This window comes from Pelagibaculum spongiae (assembly GCF_003097315.1).
Taxonomy (GTDB): domain Bacteria; phylum Pseudomonadota; class Gammaproteobacteria; order Enterobacterales; family Pelagibaculaceae; genus Pelagibaculum; species Pelagibaculum spongiae.
Genome location: NZ_QDDL01000015.1, coordinates 17,216 through 37,039 on the forward strand (window position 1 = coordinate 17,216; position 19,824 = coordinate 37,039).

Here is a 19,824-nt window from a genome sequence, read left to right on the forward strand (position 1 = left end):
GGTTGTTTTGACGCAGTTTAGTAACAATAATCGACTAAACCAGCGCCAACTAATTGATAACCTCTGTTCTAAATTGGAAAAATACCAGAAATGGCCGTGATGCGTATCATGTTTTTCGGGTGGTTTTCGGCGCTAAAATGGCAGCACTTGATTGATTGTGGAAAAGTGCTGCAATTCACCGCTGATCCATGATTGTGCTTTGGCCTGTTTTGAATTGAATCGGTCAGTTAGCATGATGGCTAATAGCTTGGGCTATTGGCTATTAAGAGTGTCGTATTGGGGCGGCTGAAGACTGTTATAGGTTGAGATTTCGGGCCGATTGAGGCGCTATATTAGTTTCTTGTCCAATCTATAGAGAAAGTGAAGTCTGGTTGATGATGATCAGATGAGTGCTACCTAGTTATTTATATTTTTTCAGCTTTTATGCTGAACCTCGGAGATATTTTAATGAACGATATTAAAACTGCGGCGCGTAAAGCGCTGTCGTTAATGGATTTAACTTCCCTGAACGATGACGATACAGACGCCAAGATTATTGAGCTGTGCACCAAAGCCAAGAGCGAAGGTGGTCAAACTGCAGCTGTCTGCGTATACCCACGTTTTATCCCGATTGCTCGTAAAACCCTGCGCCAAGTAGGTGCAGATCAAGTGAAGATCGCCACCGTAACTAACTTCCCCCACGGTAATGACGATATTGAAATTGCTGTTGCTGAGACATGTGCTGCCGTTGCTTACGGTGCAGACGAAGTGGATGTGGTTTTCCCATACCGTGCATTGATGGCCGGTAATGAGGAAGTGGGTTTTGAACTGGTTAAGGCTGCTAAAGCGGCTTGTGGTGACAAGGCTCAGTTGAAGGTGATCATCGAAAGTGGTGAGTTGAAAACTGAAGCGCTGATTCGTCAAGCATCTGATATTTGCATTAAAGCCGGTGCTGATTTCATCAAAACCTCTACCGGTAAGGTTCCAGTTAACGCAACTCCAGAATCTGCTGGAATCATGCTGACTGCTATTAAAGAAAGTGGTAGTGAGTGTGGCTTTAAGGCGGCTGGCGGTGTTCGTACTGCTGAAGATGCAAAACTGTATCTAGATCAAGCGGCAGGTATTTTGAGTGAAGAGTGGATCACGGCTGATAAATTCCGCTTCGGCGCTTCGGGTCTGTTAAATGCCTTGTTGCACACCTTGGAAGTCGGCGAAAAACCGAAAGATTCTACCGGTTATTAATAATTAATACATTTCGGCCAATCTTTAGATTGGCCGAAATGCTTTTGGGCGTTTGTATTAAATCCTGCCCACGATGGCTCATTGATACAAAATCTGCACGTCTATTTTTTTTATTTCTACAGATTCTGATTGATCGTTTGTGTCATCGCTATTTAAAGAATTTTTGGAGACAAATGTTATGTTTCTGCCGCAAGAAATTATCCGCAAAAAACGTGATGGCCACGTCCTGTCAAAAGAAGAAATTGATTTTTTCGTAAAAGGTATTCCTAGCGGTGAAGTGACCGAGGCCCAAGTTGCGGCATTTGCAATGGCAACCTATTTCCACGGAATGGAGATGGGTGAACGAGTTGCCTTTACTGAAGCGATGCGTGATTCCGGAGAAGTGATCTGCTGGGATGACCTGAATCTGGCTGGCCCAATCGTGGATAAACATTCTACCGGCGGTGTTGGCGATATGGTTTCGCTGATGTTAGGCCCAATGGTTGCTGCTTGTGGCGGTTATGTTCCAATGATCTCTGGTCGCGGCTTAGGCCATACCGGCGGTACGCTGGACAAGCTGGAATCCATTCCTGGCTACAACGTAACGCCAGATAATGAAGTTTTCCGCAAAGTGACTAAAGAGGTCGGCGTGGCTATTATCGGCCAGACCGGCAATTTGGCACCTGCCGATAAAATTATTTACGGCGTGCGTGATGTAACCGCAACCGTAGACTCCATCGATATGATCACTGGCTCAATTCTGTCCAAGAAACTGGCAGCAGGTTTGGGCTCACTGGTAATGGATGTTAAAACTGGTTCCGGCGCATTTATGCCGACCCACGAAGCGTCCGAAGCACTGGCGCGCTCAATTGTTGCTGTCGCTAATGGCGCAGGCACCAAGACCACCGCTTTGCTGACCGACATGAATGAAGCCTTAGGCTCTAGTGCCGGTAACGCGGTAGAAATTCGTGAAACGGTTCGTTACTTGAAAGGCGAGTACCGCAATGAACGTTTGCACGAAGTGGTGATGGCTTTGTGTATCGAAATGCTGCTAAGTGCTGAACTGGCAAGCAGTGTTGATGATGCTCGTGCCAAGCTGAATCAAGCGCTGGATAGCGGCAAGGCTGCCAAGGTATTCGGTGAAATGGTTCACGCACTGGGTGGCCCGGCTGATTTTATGGACAAGCCAGAAAGCTATTTGCCAACTGCTGAAATTGTTGCACCGGTATATGCAGAATCAGAAGGTTTTGCAGTGGCAATGGACACACGTCAAATGGGTCTGTCTGTTGTTGCATTGGGTGGTGGTCGGATTCGTCCACAGGACGATGTTGATCATGCGGTCGGCCTGGATCAAATTATCCGCCTTGGTGAAAAAGCTACCGCTGACAAACCGTTGGCAATGATTCACGCACGCAGTGAAGCAGCCTGGCAAGAAGCGGCTAAAACGGTTCGTGCAGCGATTACTCTGGGTAGTGAGAAACCTGAGCAGCGCCCAGTGGTCTACTGTACTATCCGTCCAGAAGACGTATAAACCAATTTGATTGATCGGAGCGCCCGGCGCACACCGTATTTACTCGATGAGTTTTACGGAATCCGCAGGCTGGGTTTGTTGGCTCCCAAGAGGCGATTATGAAACGCACAGTAATTTTAATGATGGATTCCTTGGGAATCGGTAGCGCACCAGACGCAGAAAAGTTTGGTGATGTGGGCGCAAATACCTTAGGTCACATTGCCAAGCAGTGTGAAAATGGCGAAGCAGGTCGTGGCTTGATGAATGTACCTAACCTGAGCAAGTTGGGTTTGGGTCATGCCAACGCAGAAGCGACCGGTATCTTCCCGGCTGGTTTCGATAAAGATGCTGAAATCATCGGCGCCTATGGCCATGCGGCTGAAATATCTTCCGGTAAAGACACCCCCTCAGGGCACTGGGAAATGGCCGGTGTACCGGTACTGTTTGAATGGGGATATTTCTCTGATTTAGAAAACAGTTTCCCGCAAGAATTGCTCGATGCCATCGTTGAAAAAGCCGGCCTGCCTGGCTATTTGGGCAATTGCCATTCTTCAGGTACCGTGATTTTAGATGCATTGGGCGAAGCGCATATGAAGACCGGTAAGCCGATCTTTTATACCTCTGCTGACTCTGTATTCCAGATTGCCTGCCATGAAGAAACCTATGGCTTGGATAATCTGCTTGAGCTGTGCAAAACGGTTCGTGAATTGTTAGCCGATTACAATATTGGCCGAGTGATTGCTCGCCCATTTGTAGGTTCTGCTAAAGGTGATTTCCAGCGTACCGGTAATCGTCACGACTACTCAATTAAGCCACCCGCAACCACCGTTTTGGAAAAGCTGGCGGATAGCGGTGGAGAAGTCGTTTCTGTGGGTAAAATTGCCGATATCTACGCACATTGCGGCATTACTAAAAAGCTTAAAGGCACTGGTTTAGAACAATTGTGGGATGTCACCTTGCAAGCGGTTAAAGATGCGGGAGACCAGACGATGGTTTTCACCAACTTTGTCGACTTTGACTCCAGCTATGGCCACCGCCGTGATGTAAAAGGTTATGCCGATGCCATCGAATATTTCGATACGCGGTTACCTGAATTATTCGAAATTTTAAACGAAGATGATCTGGTGATTATCACTGCTGACCATGGTTGCGATCCAACCTGGCCGGGTTCTGATCATACTCGTGAGTTTGTACCGGTAATTGCTTACGGCAAATCAGTTGAAGCGGGCTCTTTAGGCAAGCGAGATACTTTTGCAGATATTGGCCAATCAATCGCCGAGTATTTCTCGATAGAAAAAATGGAATATGGCACCTCGTTCCTTCGGTGCTAATTATTTCAAAAAAAGCCCGGTTATCCGGGCTTTTTTTTCCTACATAGTTTTTAAAAGCTAGCTGGGTTATTAAGAAATGTCAGTCATGAAACTGATAGTTGAATGAAGTGGAGAAAAACGATGGATCCGAGATTTAATTCTGCACTAGAAAGTCTGCCAGAAATGCTGGCTAAGGCACTTGATCCAATTTTAGATGAAACCTTTGAAGGGTATATTTCAGCCGGTGCCTTTGCCCAATTGCAACAGCAAACTGGCTTGGAAGAACGCCCTTTATTATTAGCAATGCTGCCAGTGGCTGCATGTATGGCAAAACCACCCATTTCCAATTTTTATGTCGGTGCAATTGCCCGCGGTAGCAGCGGCGATTTATACATGGGCGCTAACCATGAATTCACTGGCGAAGTATTAGGCCATTCGATTCATGCCGAGCAATCCGCAATTAGCCATGCTTGGAAAGCCGGTGAAACTGGTTTGCTGGATATTACGGTTAATTACAGCCCTTGTGGTCATTGTCGCCAGTTTATGAATGAGCTGAGCACTGCCGGTGCCTTGACGATCAATTTACCCGGTCGCGCGCCAGGCTTATTATCTAGCTATTTACCCTATGCTTTTGGCCCGATTGATTTGGATAATCACAATCCAATGATGAGCGAACAGCCTGACTGGGGCATAGAAGTTGAAACCAATGACCCGTTGGTGGAAAAAGCCGTTTCAGCCGCTTGTAACAGTTATGCGCCTTACTCAAAAAGTCCTGCAGGCGTTGCCTTGATTTTAGAGTCAGGTGAAATTGTTTCGGGCCGTTATGGTGAAAATGCCGCATTTAACCCATCGATGCAGCCAATGCAGATGGCGATTAATGCACTGGCACGGCGAGGTCGTGATATCTCGACGATTGCTCGTGCGGTATTAGTTGAGAAACAAGATGCTCAAATTAGCGAGCAAAATCATGCTGCTGCGGTGTTGGCCACAGTATGCGATGTTAAGTTAGAAGTGATTTTGGTTTAATCGATTTTGTCACCCGTTTGAGCAAAAAAGCCGAGATTGAGTCTCGGCTTTTTGTTTTTAAAATAATAATGTTTTCGGGCTGTCGTTTACGTTAGATTGAGTGATTCATTTATATCAAAACAACCTTTCAGGACAGTACTATTGCTTATTGTATAGCGCAGAATCAGCATTTTTCGAAATTGAAGGTGGCTGAATTTTTATAGCTATTTGAGCCGTATCTCGTGCCATTTCCACAACAGGTATTTCTTGGTATAAATCACCGAGAGACCATAAGGCATATCTTTGATTCAATTTTCGATAATTAACTATAGTGGTCACTGTTAGTGGGCTTTGTACCCATGAAGGAACGGTTAAATTATAACTAATGACGTCTGATTTTCCTGCTGGAATAATGTTTTTAATCCTGGTTTTTGAGTGACATCTAAAAGCTGTTTTCCTAAAACATTTTTCCATAAGCTATTGCCAGTGTGATGATTGCTCCACCAACTATTTTTGCCGTAATAACGGCGATTACCACTACTACCAATGTGGAAAATATCTTCTCAGCCGTCATTGTCAAAATCAAAACACAAATGCCACCACTATTAAGTGTCAGTTATATCGGTAATCGTCTTACTGGTTTGTGAGTGATGAGCATCAAGTCCTAGTTGAAAGGTCATATTCACAAAATTTATTTTTCCACTCGACGGTTTTTTATGGCTGTTTAATCTAGCAGATCAGCTCTGCTGGCGTTATTTCAAAATCGTTTTTAGTAAATCTTTCATAAAACAAAGTTAAAATGATAATTCCACAAAGGAATATTACGACCGATAACGCATTTATTATCACCGCCTAATCCATTTCTTTTTTAGTGTATTAAAAAACGTTACTTGTAGAAGCGGCAAAGCAAAGTAGAAAATTAATTCTATTCTTATATTTTATTAGAAGAAAACGATTTATATATAAAGACTTTCCGTTGTATCTTTTATCGGTTTTGCCTTAGAATGTGCAAACAATACGATAGTAAAAATACTTGTTCGGCAGTTTGATTCTACAAATTTAGCGGCTAGACAAGCAATAAAACTTCATAATAATGAATGTAGGTAGTTATGCTAAAAAGGTTTTTTCTGCAGCTTTGGCTGTAGTTATTGCTGTAGTTGTTGCTCCAGCGCCAGTGCTGGCAGATGGTTGCAGTGATGTTTTTCCTGGAGCACTACAAACTCACGTAGAAAATGGCTCTGTAGCGTTTAGTTTTAATTCACAGCTGTTGAATACTGGCTATCAAATTGCCACGAAAAGCATTCAACCCCTCTGGGGTGGATAACCCGCTATCTGCACCTGTTTATATGGTTAAATTGAATATTGACAATGCGGTATATGCCGGTAAGCAAGATATTAGCCTGACCTTAGATAAATACCCCGGTTTTCAGCTGGATATTGCTAAAGGCTCGGCGACTTTCCCTAATGGTGAAAAAGAAGGCTTTATTTCAGTCACTCCGGTTAATGCTTCGGCTGTGCCCATGGCACCGCCCAATGGCATGCAGCCACAGTTTATCGTCACGATTCAGCCAACCGGCACTCGGTTTGACCCACCGGCAAAACTGACATTACCCAATGTTGATGGCCACCAGCCGGGTGCACAAGTGGAAATGTATTCTTACGATCATGACCTAGAGGAATTTGTCGCCATCGGCTTAGGTTCGGTGTCAGAAGATGGTGCCACGGTACAAAGTAACCCCGGTGTTGGTGTGATAAAAGCCGGATGGCACTGTGGTAGCCAACCCGGTGGCAGTGGTTGTGCGGCGAATTGTTCTATCTGTAAAAAATGTGATGGTGAATGTAATTGCAATAATGATGACGCTGACCCAAGAGTAAAATCAGCCGATCAGGAAGGTGATTGTAAAACAAAAGTCTGCAGTGGCGGCAGTCCGAAAAACGTAGCAGATACTGCCGATAAGCCAAAAGACATTGTTGGAGATTGTAAAAAGCCCGGCTGTGATGGCATGAACCCGACATCGTTGCCAGATGAAAATGATATCAAACCTGAAGATGCAAAGTGCAAAATGTGTGGCGATGATGGTTTGGTAGCGGATAAAGAAAAAGATAAATTATCCTGCAGTAATAAAGAAGGTCAGGAATGTTACACCTGTAAAGATGGCGATTGTGGTAATCATTGCGATGAAAGTAGTAAAAAAATTAAGCATGAATTTTTCATAGATATATTTAACTATGCGAATGATTTAACCGAAGGTTTTAATCAAAGCAATCCATTTGTAAATATTTATCCGCTAAGCGGGAAGGCGAATGCTTTTAGAGAAACAGGCGAAGAATGTTGTTCAGATTGTCGAATCGCTGGCAAAGGAAAGTATGAAGAGTATGGCGGTAATATTACTTTTGATATGAAAGGGGTGGCTGTTGTTCCTGGGCTAGGGTATGCGTTGTCGGTTCGACCAAGAATTATTGCTGGTTATCAGGTTTCTGGAATTGTTGAGTATGGCCTGTATATCGAAGGGGCTATAAAAGGTGACGGAGGCTTGTCTGGGAAGGTGTCTGAGTGCGGTGAAAGCTGTGCTCGACTTAAAGCAAACTTGTCAGGAACTATTAATATAGGCGTTAAGGCGGAGCTGGCTGCAAAATTTGACAGCTGTTTGGGAGGCGTTGTTGCTAATAGATGCCTGAGTCCGAGTACTGTGTTTGGAGCGTCGGCAAAAGCTGATGCGTCATTAAATCCACAAGTTTTTTTAAAATTGGATCAGGGGATTCGAGGTGAATGCCCCGAAGGTAAAAATTGTAATGAAGGTGGTAAGGATGAAGGTGGCTTTAACTTTTCTGCTGACGTCGCATTTGAATTTGGTGGTTTTTACAAATTTACATATGGAGTCTCTAGAAAAGTAAAGCTATGGGACGCTATAAAGTTTGGAGGTTGCTCATGAATGAAATGAAATTCACATGTGGTCTGGGGGGGCACATTAAGATGGTTGCTTTCTTTCCATTTATATTTTCTTTAATTATAGGTATTGATGAAATTGGTGAAAGTACATGGTTGGTATTTTTTTGCTTTATTGTAGCTGCGCCATCATTCTTTGTTCTGGTTGTATTGTTTCTGTGTAAAAGGGAAGTGCTAATAAGAGATGGAGAGATTGCTTGCTATGTCAGTTTTCTTGATCGCTGGCACTATCGTAAATCAATGTACTCAGAAAGCGATATAAAGAATATAGAAGTTTGTGTAACCAGTCATACTGCGGCGTCTAATTCATTCCGTACTAGCGAAATTTTATTTAATTTAAATGATGGTGGTGTGCTGCATATCCCTGGTGAGGTTTTTATTTACCCTAGAAAAGTTCTGGCTTTGAAGGGGCTTTATTTACAAATTGCTAAGAAAATTAATGCACCGTCTGTGTTTTATGGTGGTGCCTGTAAAACGATTGATGAATTCTGTGAGTTTGAAAATCAGTAGTTATGTTGGTATTTAAGTTTTTTTTCAAAAAGAATAACGCAAAAAGAATAACGCCACCCAAGATAATGTTTATACCTACCAAAAAACATTTGATTTCTCATCCGGTTGCCATTGATTTAATCTTTGTAAACCGTGGATTTTTGCAGGAACGGCACTTGAAAAAGTTGTCATTTTCACATCATGCCAGCACCTAGAGCTATTCTATACGATCCGAAAGAAAATCCATTTCTCCATGTAATTTCGCGTTGTGTTAGGCGAGGGTGGCTGTGTGGTGAAGATCCAACGCTACTTAAAAAGCACCGTAAGAATTACGATCACCGTCGCCAGTGGATTGTCGATAGAATTGATCGACTGAGCCAGGCGTTTGCGGTGGATATCGCAGCTTACGCTGTGATGTCGAATCACTATCATCTAGTGGTGTATGTTGATGTCGAGCGTGCAAAAAACTGGGGTATCAAGCAGGTGCTGTTGCAATACTGCAAAGTGTTTTCGCCTCACCCTTGGGTTAAAGATTATCTCGATCCAAACAAGCACTGTTTACTTACTCAAATGCAGGTTCAGTGGGTCGAAGAAACTGCCGATACAATTTACCGTGAAAGGCTTTATTCTATCAGCTGGTTTATGCGCTCAATTAATGAGCCGCTAGCGCGAATCGCCAATGCGGAAGATTTATGCAAAGGCCGATTTTGGGAGGGGCGGTTTAAAGCACAAGCGTTGCTCGATCAACAAGCACTGCTAACCTGTATGGCTTATGTCGATCTTAACCCGCTTCGTGCAGGCATTGCACAAACCCCGGAAGACTCAAATTACACTTCAGTTCAAGCGCGAGTGGAAACGGAATTACCCGCCAGTAATCATCGTAGAAAAAAAAGCCGAAAAAGAAATCATCAACGCCGATATGATTACAATTTCGCCCGATTAAAATCGTTTGTTGATAGCGAAAGCAAACCCAGTATTAATATCAAAGATAAACCTCAGTCTCTGCCATTTAAATTAAAAGATTATTTAGAATTGGTTGACGCTAGTGCTCGCATGGTGCGCACTGACAAAAAATATCACATGGACAGCAGCTTGCCGACAATTTTTGAACGATTAAAAATCGAGACTGATGCACGCTGGTGGGCATCGGCCATGAGCGGTCGCAGCACTGTGATGGCCAGTGCAAGACAGTTTGCCCACGCAATGGGCACTGCGCTGAACCTCAAACAGTTTCGTGATCGAGTCAAGCAACAAACCGAGGCTTGGCGACAGCAAATGCAAGTGCCTGGAAAACAACCACCTTCTTAATACTTAGTTGTGCTGAGTGGGTTTAAGTCAAAAACTTTAAAATAAAATGCCATTTCAATAACCAGAGTTAATCTGGTTTTCGTCGTGACATCAATTCAGTATAATCGTATTCGAAATGAAGAAACGGTTGCCGCAATCGCGTTGAATGCCAGTTTTTTCAGTTATCCCGGTCATTAGATTTATTTATTAGGATATAGTTAAAATCGTGGGTGGCGTCTTGAAGCCGTCTTGAAGACCGGAGTCTTGGCTTTTTTGTGTCTGTATTGAGCGAAATGGTAGGGTGAATGTTGAAATAGTCGTGTATTTACTGCAGTTATGAAGTTTGTTCGCTCTTCATTGAAAAGTATTTTGCACTTGAATTTTGTTTGCTACTTTGTTTTTGTAGGATCTTCGATAAGCGCACCAGCATAGTATTCGACTACCTCGAAAGGGAACTAAACATTGCGATACTGTATTAAAATGTTATGCAATATATTGAAAGTAAAAAATAAAATTGTCGTGGGCCTAGTGCTAGCTATGGCGCTGGTTGCTTGCAGCGTACAACCAACAAAATTTCCCGAATCTAGCGTTAATCATTGCGGTAACATTACTCAGAGCACCAATGGAAGGTTGCCTGAATATCTTGCCTCTGTTGTCAGCGAAATGGCTGATAAAACCGGGGTGTACGTGTTAGAACAAGGCATTGAAGCGATGCTGTCGCGGGCATGGCTCACTGAGCATGCAGAGCAAACGATTGATGTTCAGTATTTTATTTTTTCGACTGATAATATTGGTTTGATAGCGACAGATTACCTAGTAAAGGCAGCAGAGCGAGATGTCAGGGTACGAGTGATAGTGGATGACATTATGATGCAAGCCAGTGTCAATGAATTGCAAACGCTAGCAGCACATAAAAATATTTCGATTAAAATTTATAATCCGATGGCAAATGTTGGTAAGAATATTTTTGATAAGGCAGTAAGTATAACGACATCCTTTCATCAGCTTAACCAGAGAATGCATAATAAAACTTTTATAGTCGATGGAACGGTTGCTATTACTGGTGGCCGTAATGTTGCAGATGAATATTACGGATACGACCATAAATTTAATTTTCGCGATCGTGATGTCTTACTGATAGGTGAAGTCGTTGGGGACATTGAATCGTCATTTGAGAAATTTTGGAAGAGTAAGTTAAGTGTCGATATTTCTAACTTAGTAAAAAATAAAAAACCAGTGGACTATATCCCTGACTTTGCCTCTTTGCATCAATATGCCTGTGACCCTCAGAATTTTGTATTGTCTGTAAGGCAAAAAATTTATGAGCTGCCTGAAGCAATTGCTGATATTCAACAGCAAGAACAGCTGCAATGGTTGAAAGATGTTGAGTATGTTTCAGATATACCAGGAAAAAATACTGCAGATAAATTTTTATCTGGTGGTGGCCTGTCAACCGACAAATTGCTTTCTTTGCTAAAAAGCGCTGAAAATAACGTTGTTATTCAAACACCGTATTTGATTACGACAAAGAAAATACGGAAGATACTTAAGGCGATGGTTGACCGCGGCGTAAGGATTCAAATTTTAACCAATAGCCTTGCTTCGACTGATAATTTGGAAGCTTTTAGCGGATATCAGCGAGATCGGAAAGCTTTGTTAAAAACGGGAGTTGAGATTTTTGAATTCAAACCAGATGCGAGAATACGGCAAAAAATAATGTCTGAAGTGATGCACAAGCAATTAAAGCAAGCCCCAATCTTTGGATTGCACGCTAAGTCGATGGTTATCGACGATTACACTAGCGTTATAGGCACTTATAATTTTGATCCAAGAAGCGCGAACTTGAATACTGAAAATCTGGTTATTATTCCTTCTGAAAAAATAGCCCGCGAAATCAAGCAAGGCATGCTGCAAGAAATGCAGCCAGAAAATGCATGGCGTGTATCCCATGTCTGGAATCCCGATAGTGAGGTAAAAATTTCCAAACGATTAGGAGTAAAGCTACGCCGAATTATTCCCAAAAGTGTACTCTAGAGACTGTAATTAAATGCTCGCAGGCCTGAAGATATACTCAGATTTATAACAGATGTTGTTACATTTCTGATGTGACTGGTTTGATGGCAAGACTTCGAAATAACAATTGCCATGTGATGCTTCTTGTCTTTTGGATGGGGCTGCAAGAGAAATCAGATTTACAGAGCGCTAAGCCACAAATAGAATGCTTTTAATTGTGGCTTAAGCAAAATTGGCTCAAGCTTTGGTTAGGGCACGATCTTGTGAATAGCGGATAAGCGACTTTTACCATGCAAGGAATCAAATACCTGATATTTTTCTGCTGTGGCAGCTTGCTGACTTTAATCATTGGTTTTTCTTGGTCTGCTTGGAACAGAGGTGCTGATCTTGATCCTTGGATCGAACTCCATGTAGAAAACCAAACCGATCAATCGATTGCCCGCATTCATATTGAAACCTTCGCTTCTGCGGTTGCCAGTGATTCAGAACCAAGAGTAGGCGTGACGGAATATTTCGATATTAAGCAACATAGCCATTTAGTTTTACCAGTGGCTTTCCATCGTAAGGGCAGCTATCAAATTGAATTTGAATTAGCTGATGGTACGACTTGCAGACGTAAAAATTCTTATGTCGAACCGGGTGCATTTATCTTTGAAGTGCTGGAGAAAATTGACCACGGTTGCTGATCTTTGAATCTTCTTAGGCCGTTAGATTGTGCTTCTTAGCTTCACTTCCTTCCGATGTTATTTCCCTTTGGCCGATGAAACTAGCAAGCAGCGGCTGCCCGTCGTAAAATTGCCTCAGTTTTTTAGCCAAGACCAAGTTTTATGACCCAACCTGTGCGCATTACTTTGGCCCAACTGAACCTGACTGTGGGCGATATTCAGGGCAACCTGGATAAAATTCTCGATCAATTGACGCAACTTCGCGGTAAAACTGATCTGATTCTATTGCCCGAATTGTCGCTGGTTGGTTATCCACCAGAGGACTTGTTGTATCGCGGTAGTTTGCCTGCTCGGGTAGATGCGGCGCTGGATACTTTACGCCAAGCTGCGGGTGATATTTGCGTGGTAGTGGGCCATCCGCGCTGGCAAAATGGCTTGTGTTACAACTCGGCATCGGCGTTTTATCAAGGCCAGTGTTTACTGACTTACGATAAACAAGCACTGCCTAACTATGGTGTGTTCGATGAGCGGCGTTACTTCATTCCAGGTCAGCAACCGGGCGTGTTTGAATTTAAGGGGCGGCGAGTTGGCGTTTCAATTTGCGAAGATATCTGGCAACCAGAATCTGCTGCAGATTTGAAAGCGGCCGGCGCGCAGATAATTCTTAATTTGAATGCATCGCCATTTCATCTGGGCAAGCAAAATGAACGTACTGATTGTTTGATTGCACGTGCCAAAGAAACCGGTTTACCTATTTTTTACTGCAACATGGTCGGTGGTCAGGATGAACTGGTATTTGATGGCGGTTCACAAGTGGTCAATGGCAATGGCGAATGCCTGTTGCACGGCCCAGTGTTTGAACAAGCATCGCTACAAACTACCTGGCATCCACATTCAATAGAGATTCATTGTGACTCCTATGACGAACTCTCTGAAGAGGCTATGGCTTGGAAAGCACTTGTTTTAGCAGTGAGAGATTACGTCGGCAAAAATGGTTTCCCTGGAGTTCTGATTGGCTTATCTGGTGGTATCGACTCTGCATTGACTTTGTGTATTGCGGTTGATGCGTTAGGTGCCGATAGAGTTGAAGCGGTGATGATGCCGTTTAAATACACCTCAGAGATGAGCCGAACCGATGCTGCAGAACAAGCTAATTGGTTGGGTGTCAAATACAGTTCGGTATCGATTGAGCCGATTTACGAGCAGTTTATGAATGGCTTATCATCAGCTTTTGCCGGGTTAGATGCCGATACCACAGAAGAAAATTTACAGGCACGAATTCGTGGCACGCTGCTAATGTCGTTGTCGAATAAAACCGGAAAAATGGTACTAGCAACCAGCAACAAAAGTGAAGTTGCTGTCGGTTATTCCACTCTGTATGGCGATATGGTGGGTGGTTTCACTGCGATTAAAGATATCCCTAAAACCATGGTTTATCGTCTGTCGGAGTACCGTAATTCGATCAATGCTGAGATGGGTGGAGAAGTAGGAAAAGCGATTCCACAGCGCGTAATTACCCGTCCACCATCTGCTGAATTAGCACCCGGTCAGGTAGATCAAGATAGTCTGCCAGATTATGAAATTCTCGATCAGCTGATTGATTTATATGTTGATCAAGATATGGGTGTCGAAGATATTATTGCCAAAGGCTATGATGCAGCAGTTGTGCAGCGTATTGCCCGATTAGTCGATCGTAATGAGTACAAGCGTCGTCAAGCGGCACCGGGTGCCAAGATTACTTCTCGTGCTTTTGGCCGAGAGCGCCGCTATCCAATTACTTCCGGTTATTCCAGAAGCTAATTGAACGACCACTTAACTGGGTATCAAAAGACTTTCATCGGTGAGACGGGCTGAGTTCACCGTAACCAAGCACTAACAGACGGAGAATAACCGTGAAAAAAGTAGAAGCTATTATCAAGCCGTTCAAATTGGACGATGTTCGGGAAGCTTTGTCTGAGTTAGGTATTAATGGAATGACTGTGGTCGAAGTCAAAGGCTTTGGTCGCCAAAAGGGTCATACAGAACTATATCGCGGTGCAGAATACATGGTCGATTTTCTGCCCAAGGTTAAAATTGAAGTGATCATTAATGACGATAAAGTTGAGCGCTGCATTGAGACCATTTTAGAAACCGCTCGCACCGGAAAGATTGGTGATGGCAAAATCTTTGTTACATCGGTAGAAAAGGTAGTGCGCATTCGTACTGGTGAAGAAGACGAAGAAGCTATATAGCTACCATCATTAACTTATCTATCAAAACCGGCTAAGGCCGGTTTTTTGATTTTATAGCACTAAAAATAACGTTCAAACTTATTAGCAATGCTTGCAATTAATTTTGTTTATTTGAAGGCTGATATCTTTCACTCGATACTCAATTAGCTATTTAGTTATCAGGCTCTTTTTCCTATGCAAAAAAAATATCTTAGCTCGCTATCCCTCGCTATTATCTTGGGTGCTTTCTCTTCTTCATCGCAATCGTTACAATTTGAGTACGACATTCGAGATAACAATCTTGGATTTAATGAAGCGAATGTTAATGTCCCTGCAGTAGGAGGCAATCTAGGAACTAACTGGGCAGAGCAGAGAAAAAATGTAGTTAAGCGTGCTGCGGCAATGCTAGGTGCTCATATTAAAGGTGATGTTCCGGTTAAAGTGAGAATGCTTTTTAACCATGTTGATATGCCTTGCTCGGGAGATAACCCGCTTTATTCTTTAGGAAGGCCGCTAGGCTACGCATCTGGAAGTGGAAATTATTTATTCCCACACCCAACCGCCTATCAACCTGCACCTTTGTATAACAATATTTTAGGTAGCTCGAGTTTAAATATTGACTCCAACCACATGGAAATCGTATTTAATCGGCTAGATCATAGCAATTGCCCATCCGATATTTCTTGGTACTACGGTTATGATGGTAATCCAGGTAATAACAAAGAAGATATGTTGACCCATGCCCTCCAAGCGATGGTTCAAGGATTAGGTATTGCGACGCCATATAATTCGAATAACGGATCTTTAGCAGCTGGAATTGAGCAACCCTCTTTCTTCGATTATTTGTTGGTTGACCGTATTTCTGGCAATACTTGGGCGAGCTTAACTAATGCCAGCCGAGCGAGTATTACAACAAGCTCTCAAGAAAGTAGCACTGACTTATTATTTGTTGGCCCATCAACTAGAGCACACAGTGCCTCCGGGGCTTCTTGGGCATTAAATAGTTCGCCATTCTCTGATGATCACGGTCGAATTAGAATGATTGGTGCTCAGGGCGGCGCTGGCTTAGGTAATTATGATGATATAGATGATTTTTCTGAGCCAGGTGTTTATGAAACACAAGCCTTTGGCCGCTACGGCGTTTTGCTTCATCCATCAGCTTCGCCATCTAATCTGGTCAGTCGAAAAAATGGACAGGTTTCACACAATCTAGATTTAGCCTTATCGATGCTTAAAGATATCGGCTGGCAATTATATGAAGCTGATCTGGAATTATCTTCATCAGTAGCTGATGTTAATCCGGCTTTAAATGAAAATTTTTCGGTTACTTACACGGTTCATAATCGCGGGCCAGATGCTACTAGTAATGTCACGGTAGATCTTGCAATACCTGATGCGCTGATCAATATACAAGGCACAGGAAATGGTACTTTTTCCAGCAATGTATGGTCTATAGGCGACTTAGCCGTTGGCGCAACTGCGACATTGGTTATTAGCGGTTCTTCTAATCAAGCTCAGCGATCTCAATTAGTTGCCAATATTGCATCTAGTTCACGCTTTGATCCAGATTCAGTCCCTGGAATGGATGGCTCGTGGGAAGATGATTATCTAGCAGATGATATCTTTTACGGTAATGCTGTGCCTTCAATAGTTCTTTCAACTGAAACAGCTAGTGGCGGTAGCTTAATTGTTAATGGGCAACCTAAATCATTTAGCTTAAATATTAAGCAGGCCAACCCTGATTATTCAGGAACGATTGATGCACAGTTTAGTATTTCAGCAACAGGCCCTGCAACGCTTGTTGTTACTTCAGAAAATTCTGGCTGTAGTTCAGTTTCTGTTGCTCAAAGAAGCGCTACTAATTGTACGGTAACAGTGAGTCATGACTCACCAGTAAGTCTTTCACTGCAGATAAATCCAGTGTCAGCAGGAAGAGTGCAAATATTTGCTGAGACTTTTGGTTTGTCTCAGTACTTAGGTGGAGATTCTTCTATTAACCATATTTTTGATGCTGTAGCGGCAAGAACAACTGCTTCACAATCATTTGCTTCTGCTAATGCTCAGGGTTTGTCGTTGATAGAATTAAATGCAGATAATTATCCAGAAATTCTATTTGCTAATAGTTCTGGGGCATTAAAGAAAATTAATAATACTGCTGGAGTTTTGTCACTAGAATCTGGAGATGTGGCTAGTAATGTTTCTCAATTTTCTGTTGGTGATTTAGATGGCGATCAATTAGCTGATGTAATTACTTATGGTAATAATGGGTTTAATCATTTGATTGCTGCAGTAGATGGTAATTTTTCAGTCGGAAGTTCTGTGTCAGCTGTTATCGCAGCCAGTGTAAAACAAGTCCATCTAACTGATTTAAATAATGATAATCGCGATGATTTGGTGTTAGCGACTGGTGCTGGTCAACCTACCGATGTTTATTTGCAGAATTCTGGTAGCTTCGCCGAAGCAAATAGAACGCGTTTATCCTCAACGGAAATCAGCGACGTAGTGATTGCAGATTTTAATGGTAGCGATAGCCCTGATCTGATCTTTGCTAGAGCATCTGGGGGCGTTGAATTTTGGAAACGATTTCCTGTAGCAAGCGGAATTAGCTTAGTTCCAGATGGTATTGATTTGCGACTGAATAATGCTACGCAAGCTAAATCCGCTGATCTCGATGGTGATAACGACCAAGATTTGGTAGTTTTCTATGCAAGTAGTTTTAGTGATAATTTCGCAGGTCATACAAGAGTTTATCTTAATAATGGCCGGGGCCGATTTACCCGATCTGCAGTATTTTCAAACAACAAACTTTCAGATATCGCAATTGCCGATGCCGATGGTGATTCTGATATGGACATTGCACTATTAGGCGTTGATGGAACATTGTTAGTGTATCTGCAAGCTGCTGATAATAACTGGAGCCTTGCACCGCTTGCTGCAGCCACCAATGGTGGTAATCAACTACTGGCTGTAGATATTAATAATGACCAACGTAGTGACTTGGTTGTAACGAGTAATACAGGCGTTGAGATATTTACTAATTTAGCGCAGCAAATACCACCAATAACACCTCCAGTAGAACCTCCTCAAGTTGGTACGAAGCCTGTAACTATTAGCGGCTCTGGTGGTTTCAATCTTTATTATTTGATTTTTGGGTTAATGTTTTTAGGTTTGACTAGCGCTTTTTTTAAATCTCGTAAATCGTAAGATAACTTGATAATAAAAAAACGCCCTTTTAGGGCGTTTTTTTTGCCAGTAAAATTATTGTTTACTCTGGCCAATTGGGATGGTGTGCATCAATAACATAGGGGTGGCTATGTTTTAATGGAGGATGGTCGTGGGTATGCTGGTGTGAATGATCCGGCTGCCCATCCTGATCGATAGGTTGATGCAAATGAGCGTGGTGTTGATCATCGCTGTGATGATCATGACAATGAGAATGTTGCTGGACTGGGTGCTCATGTTCAATTTCAATTGGATCAGGTTTTGGGTATAGATGAATTGCGGTAAAGGTTGCCAATAAGGCAATAGCACCCATCACAGCAAAGGTTATCGATAAGCCAGCATAACTTCCTAACCAACCCGCTAATAAATAAGCAGCCAGCCAGCATAAATGAGATAGCGAAAAGTTAGCAGCAAAATAAGCTGTTGCATCGCTACTGTGACAAGATCGACGAACCAAGGTGGCAGCAGGTGTTTGAATTAAAGATAAACCGACCCCCAATACAAACCATACAATCGCAAAGCCAGTCCAGCTCGGTGTTGTTGTGGCGAATAAAAGTGCAATGGTTAATAAAACACAGCCAGCGAGCATAAAGCTGCGTGGTGATTTATTTTGCAAAAATCGTGGCAATATAAAAGCAATTAGCATTGATCCTAAGCCGCAAAAACCGATTGCTAGAGCCGCTAAGCTTTCATCACCACCCAAAAGATCTCGAACATAAACCACAGTATTAACAATCACCATTGAACTAGCGCAGGCGACGGCAAAATACATCGCCCATAATGCTTTTAAGCGAGGTGTTTTTAAATAACCAGCCAAACCAAAGCGAATATTATAGAAAATACCAGAAGGTCTTTGTGATCTTTGTTGTTTGGGCAGTAAGCAACCAGTAACTAGCAGCGCAGAAATAATAAAACTGATGCTGTCGATAACAAATAAGCCGTCAAAAGGAATAAACAGTAATAATAGAGCGGCAGCTGATGGGCTGAGAATTTGCTCTAGGTCATAAGCCAATCGTGAATGAGCTAAGGCTTGTTGGTATTGCTGAGGATCTGTTAGTAGATCAGGAATAGTTGCTTGAAATACCGGGGTAAAACCTGCAGAACAAACATTGAGTAAAAATATTAAACTCCAGATTTGCCAAATTTCGGTAACCCATGGCAAACTTAAAACAATCAATGCGCGAATAATATCTAAGCTGATTAGCCATTTTTTTCTGGGTAATCTATCGGCAAAGGCACCGATAATTGGCGCTAGTAAAACATAAGCCACCATTTTTAATGCGAGAGCGGTGCCAAGTACTAAGCCAGCTTTATCTCCAGCAATATCCCAAGCTAACAGCGCTAATGCAATAGTGGTAATACCGGTACCCGCCAAAGAAAGAATTTGCGCACTGAACATTTTTCTCCAACTGGGATTCTGCAGTGGAGACTCTAATAAAGATCCAGTCATAGCTGTTTCCTGATTTAGAAATTTAATATAGATTTTGGTGGCTTGACGATTAAATGATCTTAATGATCAAGATTTTTTAGATCTTTCTTCTTGGGGACTTTGCTAGGTGCTTTGCGAAATTTATCTAAAAGATGTCGCAGTGTTAGCCATGGGTGGTGCCAAATCATTCTTGGCCCGGCCCAACGCATAACTTGCCGCATCGGTTGACGCATTTGTGATTTATAGCAATGCACTTGGCATTTGGCGCAAGTTGGCTTGTCTTCACCGAAAGGGCAATAAGCGAGCCTACGATTACTGAATTCCAATAACTCGCAGCAACCGGGGCAAAGCGAATCTGTTTGCTGATTGTGATGATGTTGGCAGTAGAGGCCAATCATCAACTCAGCTGTTTTTGCTTCTCTTTGCAAATGCGTCTGTTTTAACAGTCTCATGTCGCTCACTGATACCACTCTGTTATTGATCCAGTCTAACTCGTTGTGAGTCATTTAGGTTTGCCGGATATCAGCTCTGATCAAA

Annotated in this window: 16 protein-coding genes; 13 read left to right on the forward strand and 3 right to left on the reverse strand. The window is 42.7% G+C overall.

From position 1 onward, the window contains the following. Nucleotides 1-447 precede the first annotated feature (447 nt). The 4 genes from deoC (at nucleotide 448) to cdd (ending at nucleotide 5,046) form a co-directional block, all read left to right on the forward strand. Nucleotides 448-1,221 carry a deoxyribose-phosphate aldolase gene (deoC, locus tag DC094_RS20770; RefSeq protein WP_116689096.1) on the forward strand — a complete coding sequence of 258 codons (774 nt, stop codon included), beginning with the start codon at nucleotides 448-450 and terminating at the stop codon, nucleotides 1,219-1,221. A 178-nt stretch (nucleotides 1,222-1,399) separates the two neighbouring features. Continuing rightward, nucleotides 1,400-2,731 carry a thymidine phosphorylase gene (gene deoA, locus DC094_RS20775; protein ID WP_116689044.1) on the forward strand — a complete coding sequence of 444 codons (1,332 nt, stop codon included), beginning with the start codon at nucleotides 1,400-1,402 and terminating at the stop codon, nucleotides 2,729-2,731. Between the two features lie 98 nt (nucleotides 2,732-2,829). After that, nucleotides 2,830-4,041 carry a phosphopentomutase gene (locus tag DC094_RS20780; RefSeq protein ID WP_116689045.1) on the forward strand — a complete coding sequence of 404 codons (1,212 nt, stop codon included), beginning with the start codon at nucleotides 2,830-2,832 and terminating at the stop codon, nucleotides 4,039-4,041. A 120-nt stretch (nucleotides 4,042-4,161) separates the two neighbouring features. Next, nucleotides 4,162-5,046 (forward strand): cytidine deaminase, encoded by an 885-nt coding sequence (cdd, locus tag DC094_RS20785; protein ID WP_116689046.1) that lies wholly within the window; start codon nucleotides 4,162-4,164, stop codon nucleotides 5,044-5,046. 138 nt (nucleotides 5,047-5,184) lie between these two features. Here cdd and DC094_RS20790 read toward each other — a convergent pair whose 3' ends face one another. Next, nucleotides 5,185-5,499, reverse strand: a complete 315-nt coding sequence (locus DC094_RS20790) for a hypothetical protein (protein WP_116689047.1) — start codon at nucleotides 5,497-5,499, stop codon at nucleotides 5,185-5,187. A 619-nt stretch (nucleotides 5,500-6,118) separates the two neighbouring features. On the opposite strand from DC094_RS20790, the gene DC094_RS20795 reads away from it, so the two are divergent. The 9 genes from DC094_RS20795 (at nucleotide 6,119) to DC094_RS20840 (ending at nucleotide 17,840) form a co-directional block, all read left to right on the forward strand. Next, nucleotides 6,119-6,349, forward strand: a complete 231-nt coding sequence (locus DC094_RS20795; RefSeq protein WP_116689048.1) for a hypothetical protein — start codon at nucleotides 6,119-6,121, stop codon at nucleotides 6,347-6,349. Further along, entirely contained in the window at nucleotides 6,312-7,958 is a 1,647-nt protein-coding gene (locus DC094_RS20800; protein WP_133245651.1) for a hypothetical protein, read from the forward strand. Before DC094_RS20795 ends, DC094_RS20800 begins: the two co-directional genes overlap by 38 nt. Beyond that, nucleotides 7,955-8,482: a hypothetical protein gene (locus DC094_RS20805; RefSeq protein ID WP_116689050.1), complete on the forward strand. Its 528-nt coding sequence runs from the start codon at nucleotides 7,955-7,957 to the stop codon at nucleotides 8,480-8,482. The genes DC094_RS20800 and DC094_RS20805 overlap by 4 nt, the downstream gene beginning before the upstream one ends. Before the next feature lie 180 nt (nucleotides 8,483-8,662). Next, nucleotides 8,663-9,769, forward strand: a complete 1,107-nt coding sequence (locus tag DC094_RS20815) for a transposase (RefSeq protein WP_116689052.1) — start codon at nucleotides 8,663-8,665, stop codon at nucleotides 9,767-9,769. A gap of 516 nt (nucleotides 9,770-10,285) precedes the next feature. Beyond that, a complete protein-coding gene (locus tag DC094_RS20820; protein WP_206605720.1) occupies nucleotides 10,286-11,782 on the forward strand; it encodes a phospholipase D-like domain-containing protein in 1,497 nt (498 codons plus the stop codon). A 269-nt stretch (nucleotides 11,783-12,051) separates the two neighbouring features. Then, nucleotides 12,052-12,447 carry a hypothetical protein gene (locus DC094_RS20825; RefSeq protein ID WP_116689054.1) on the forward strand — a complete coding sequence of 132 codons (396 nt, stop codon included), beginning with the start codon at nucleotides 12,052-12,054 and terminating at the stop codon, nucleotides 12,445-12,447. A gap of 141 nt (nucleotides 12,448-12,588) precedes the next feature. Further along, nucleotides 12,589-14,226, forward strand: a complete 1,638-nt coding sequence (locus tag DC094_RS20830; protein WP_116689055.1) for an NAD+ synthase — start codon at nucleotides 12,589-12,591, stop codon at nucleotides 14,224-14,226. A gap of 92 nt (nucleotides 14,227-14,318) precedes the next feature. Then, nucleotides 14,319-14,657 carry a nitrogen regulatory protein P-II gene (gene glnB, locus DC094_RS20835; RefSeq protein ID WP_116689056.1) on the forward strand — a complete coding sequence of 113 codons (339 nt, stop codon included), beginning with the start codon at nucleotides 14,319-14,321 and terminating at the stop codon, nucleotides 14,655-14,657. 174 nt (nucleotides 14,658-14,831) lie between these two features. After that, complete coding sequence (locus DC094_RS20840) at nucleotides 14,832-17,840, forward strand: FG-GAP-like repeat-containing protein (RefSeq protein ID WP_116689057.1); 3,009 nt, start codon at nucleotides 14,832-14,834, stop codon at nucleotides 17,838-17,840. Between the two features lie 61 nt (nucleotides 17,841-17,901). Here DC094_RS20840 and DC094_RS20845 read toward each other — a convergent pair whose 3' ends face one another. Both DC094_RS20845 and DC094_RS20850 read right to left on the reverse strand, forming a co-directional pair. Further along, nucleotides 17,902-19,308: an MFS transporter gene (locus tag DC094_RS20845; RefSeq protein ID WP_116689058.1), complete on the reverse strand. Its 1,407-nt coding sequence runs from the start codon at nucleotides 19,306-19,308 to the stop codon at nucleotides 17,902-17,904. 59 nt (nucleotides 19,309-19,367) lie between these two features. Then, a complete protein-coding gene (locus tag DC094_RS20850) occupies nucleotides 19,368-19,739 on the reverse strand; it encodes a nitrous oxide-stimulated promoter family protein (RefSeq protein WP_116689097.1) in 372 nt (123 codons plus the stop codon). Between the last annotated feature and the right edge of the window lie 85 nt (nucleotides 19,740-19,824).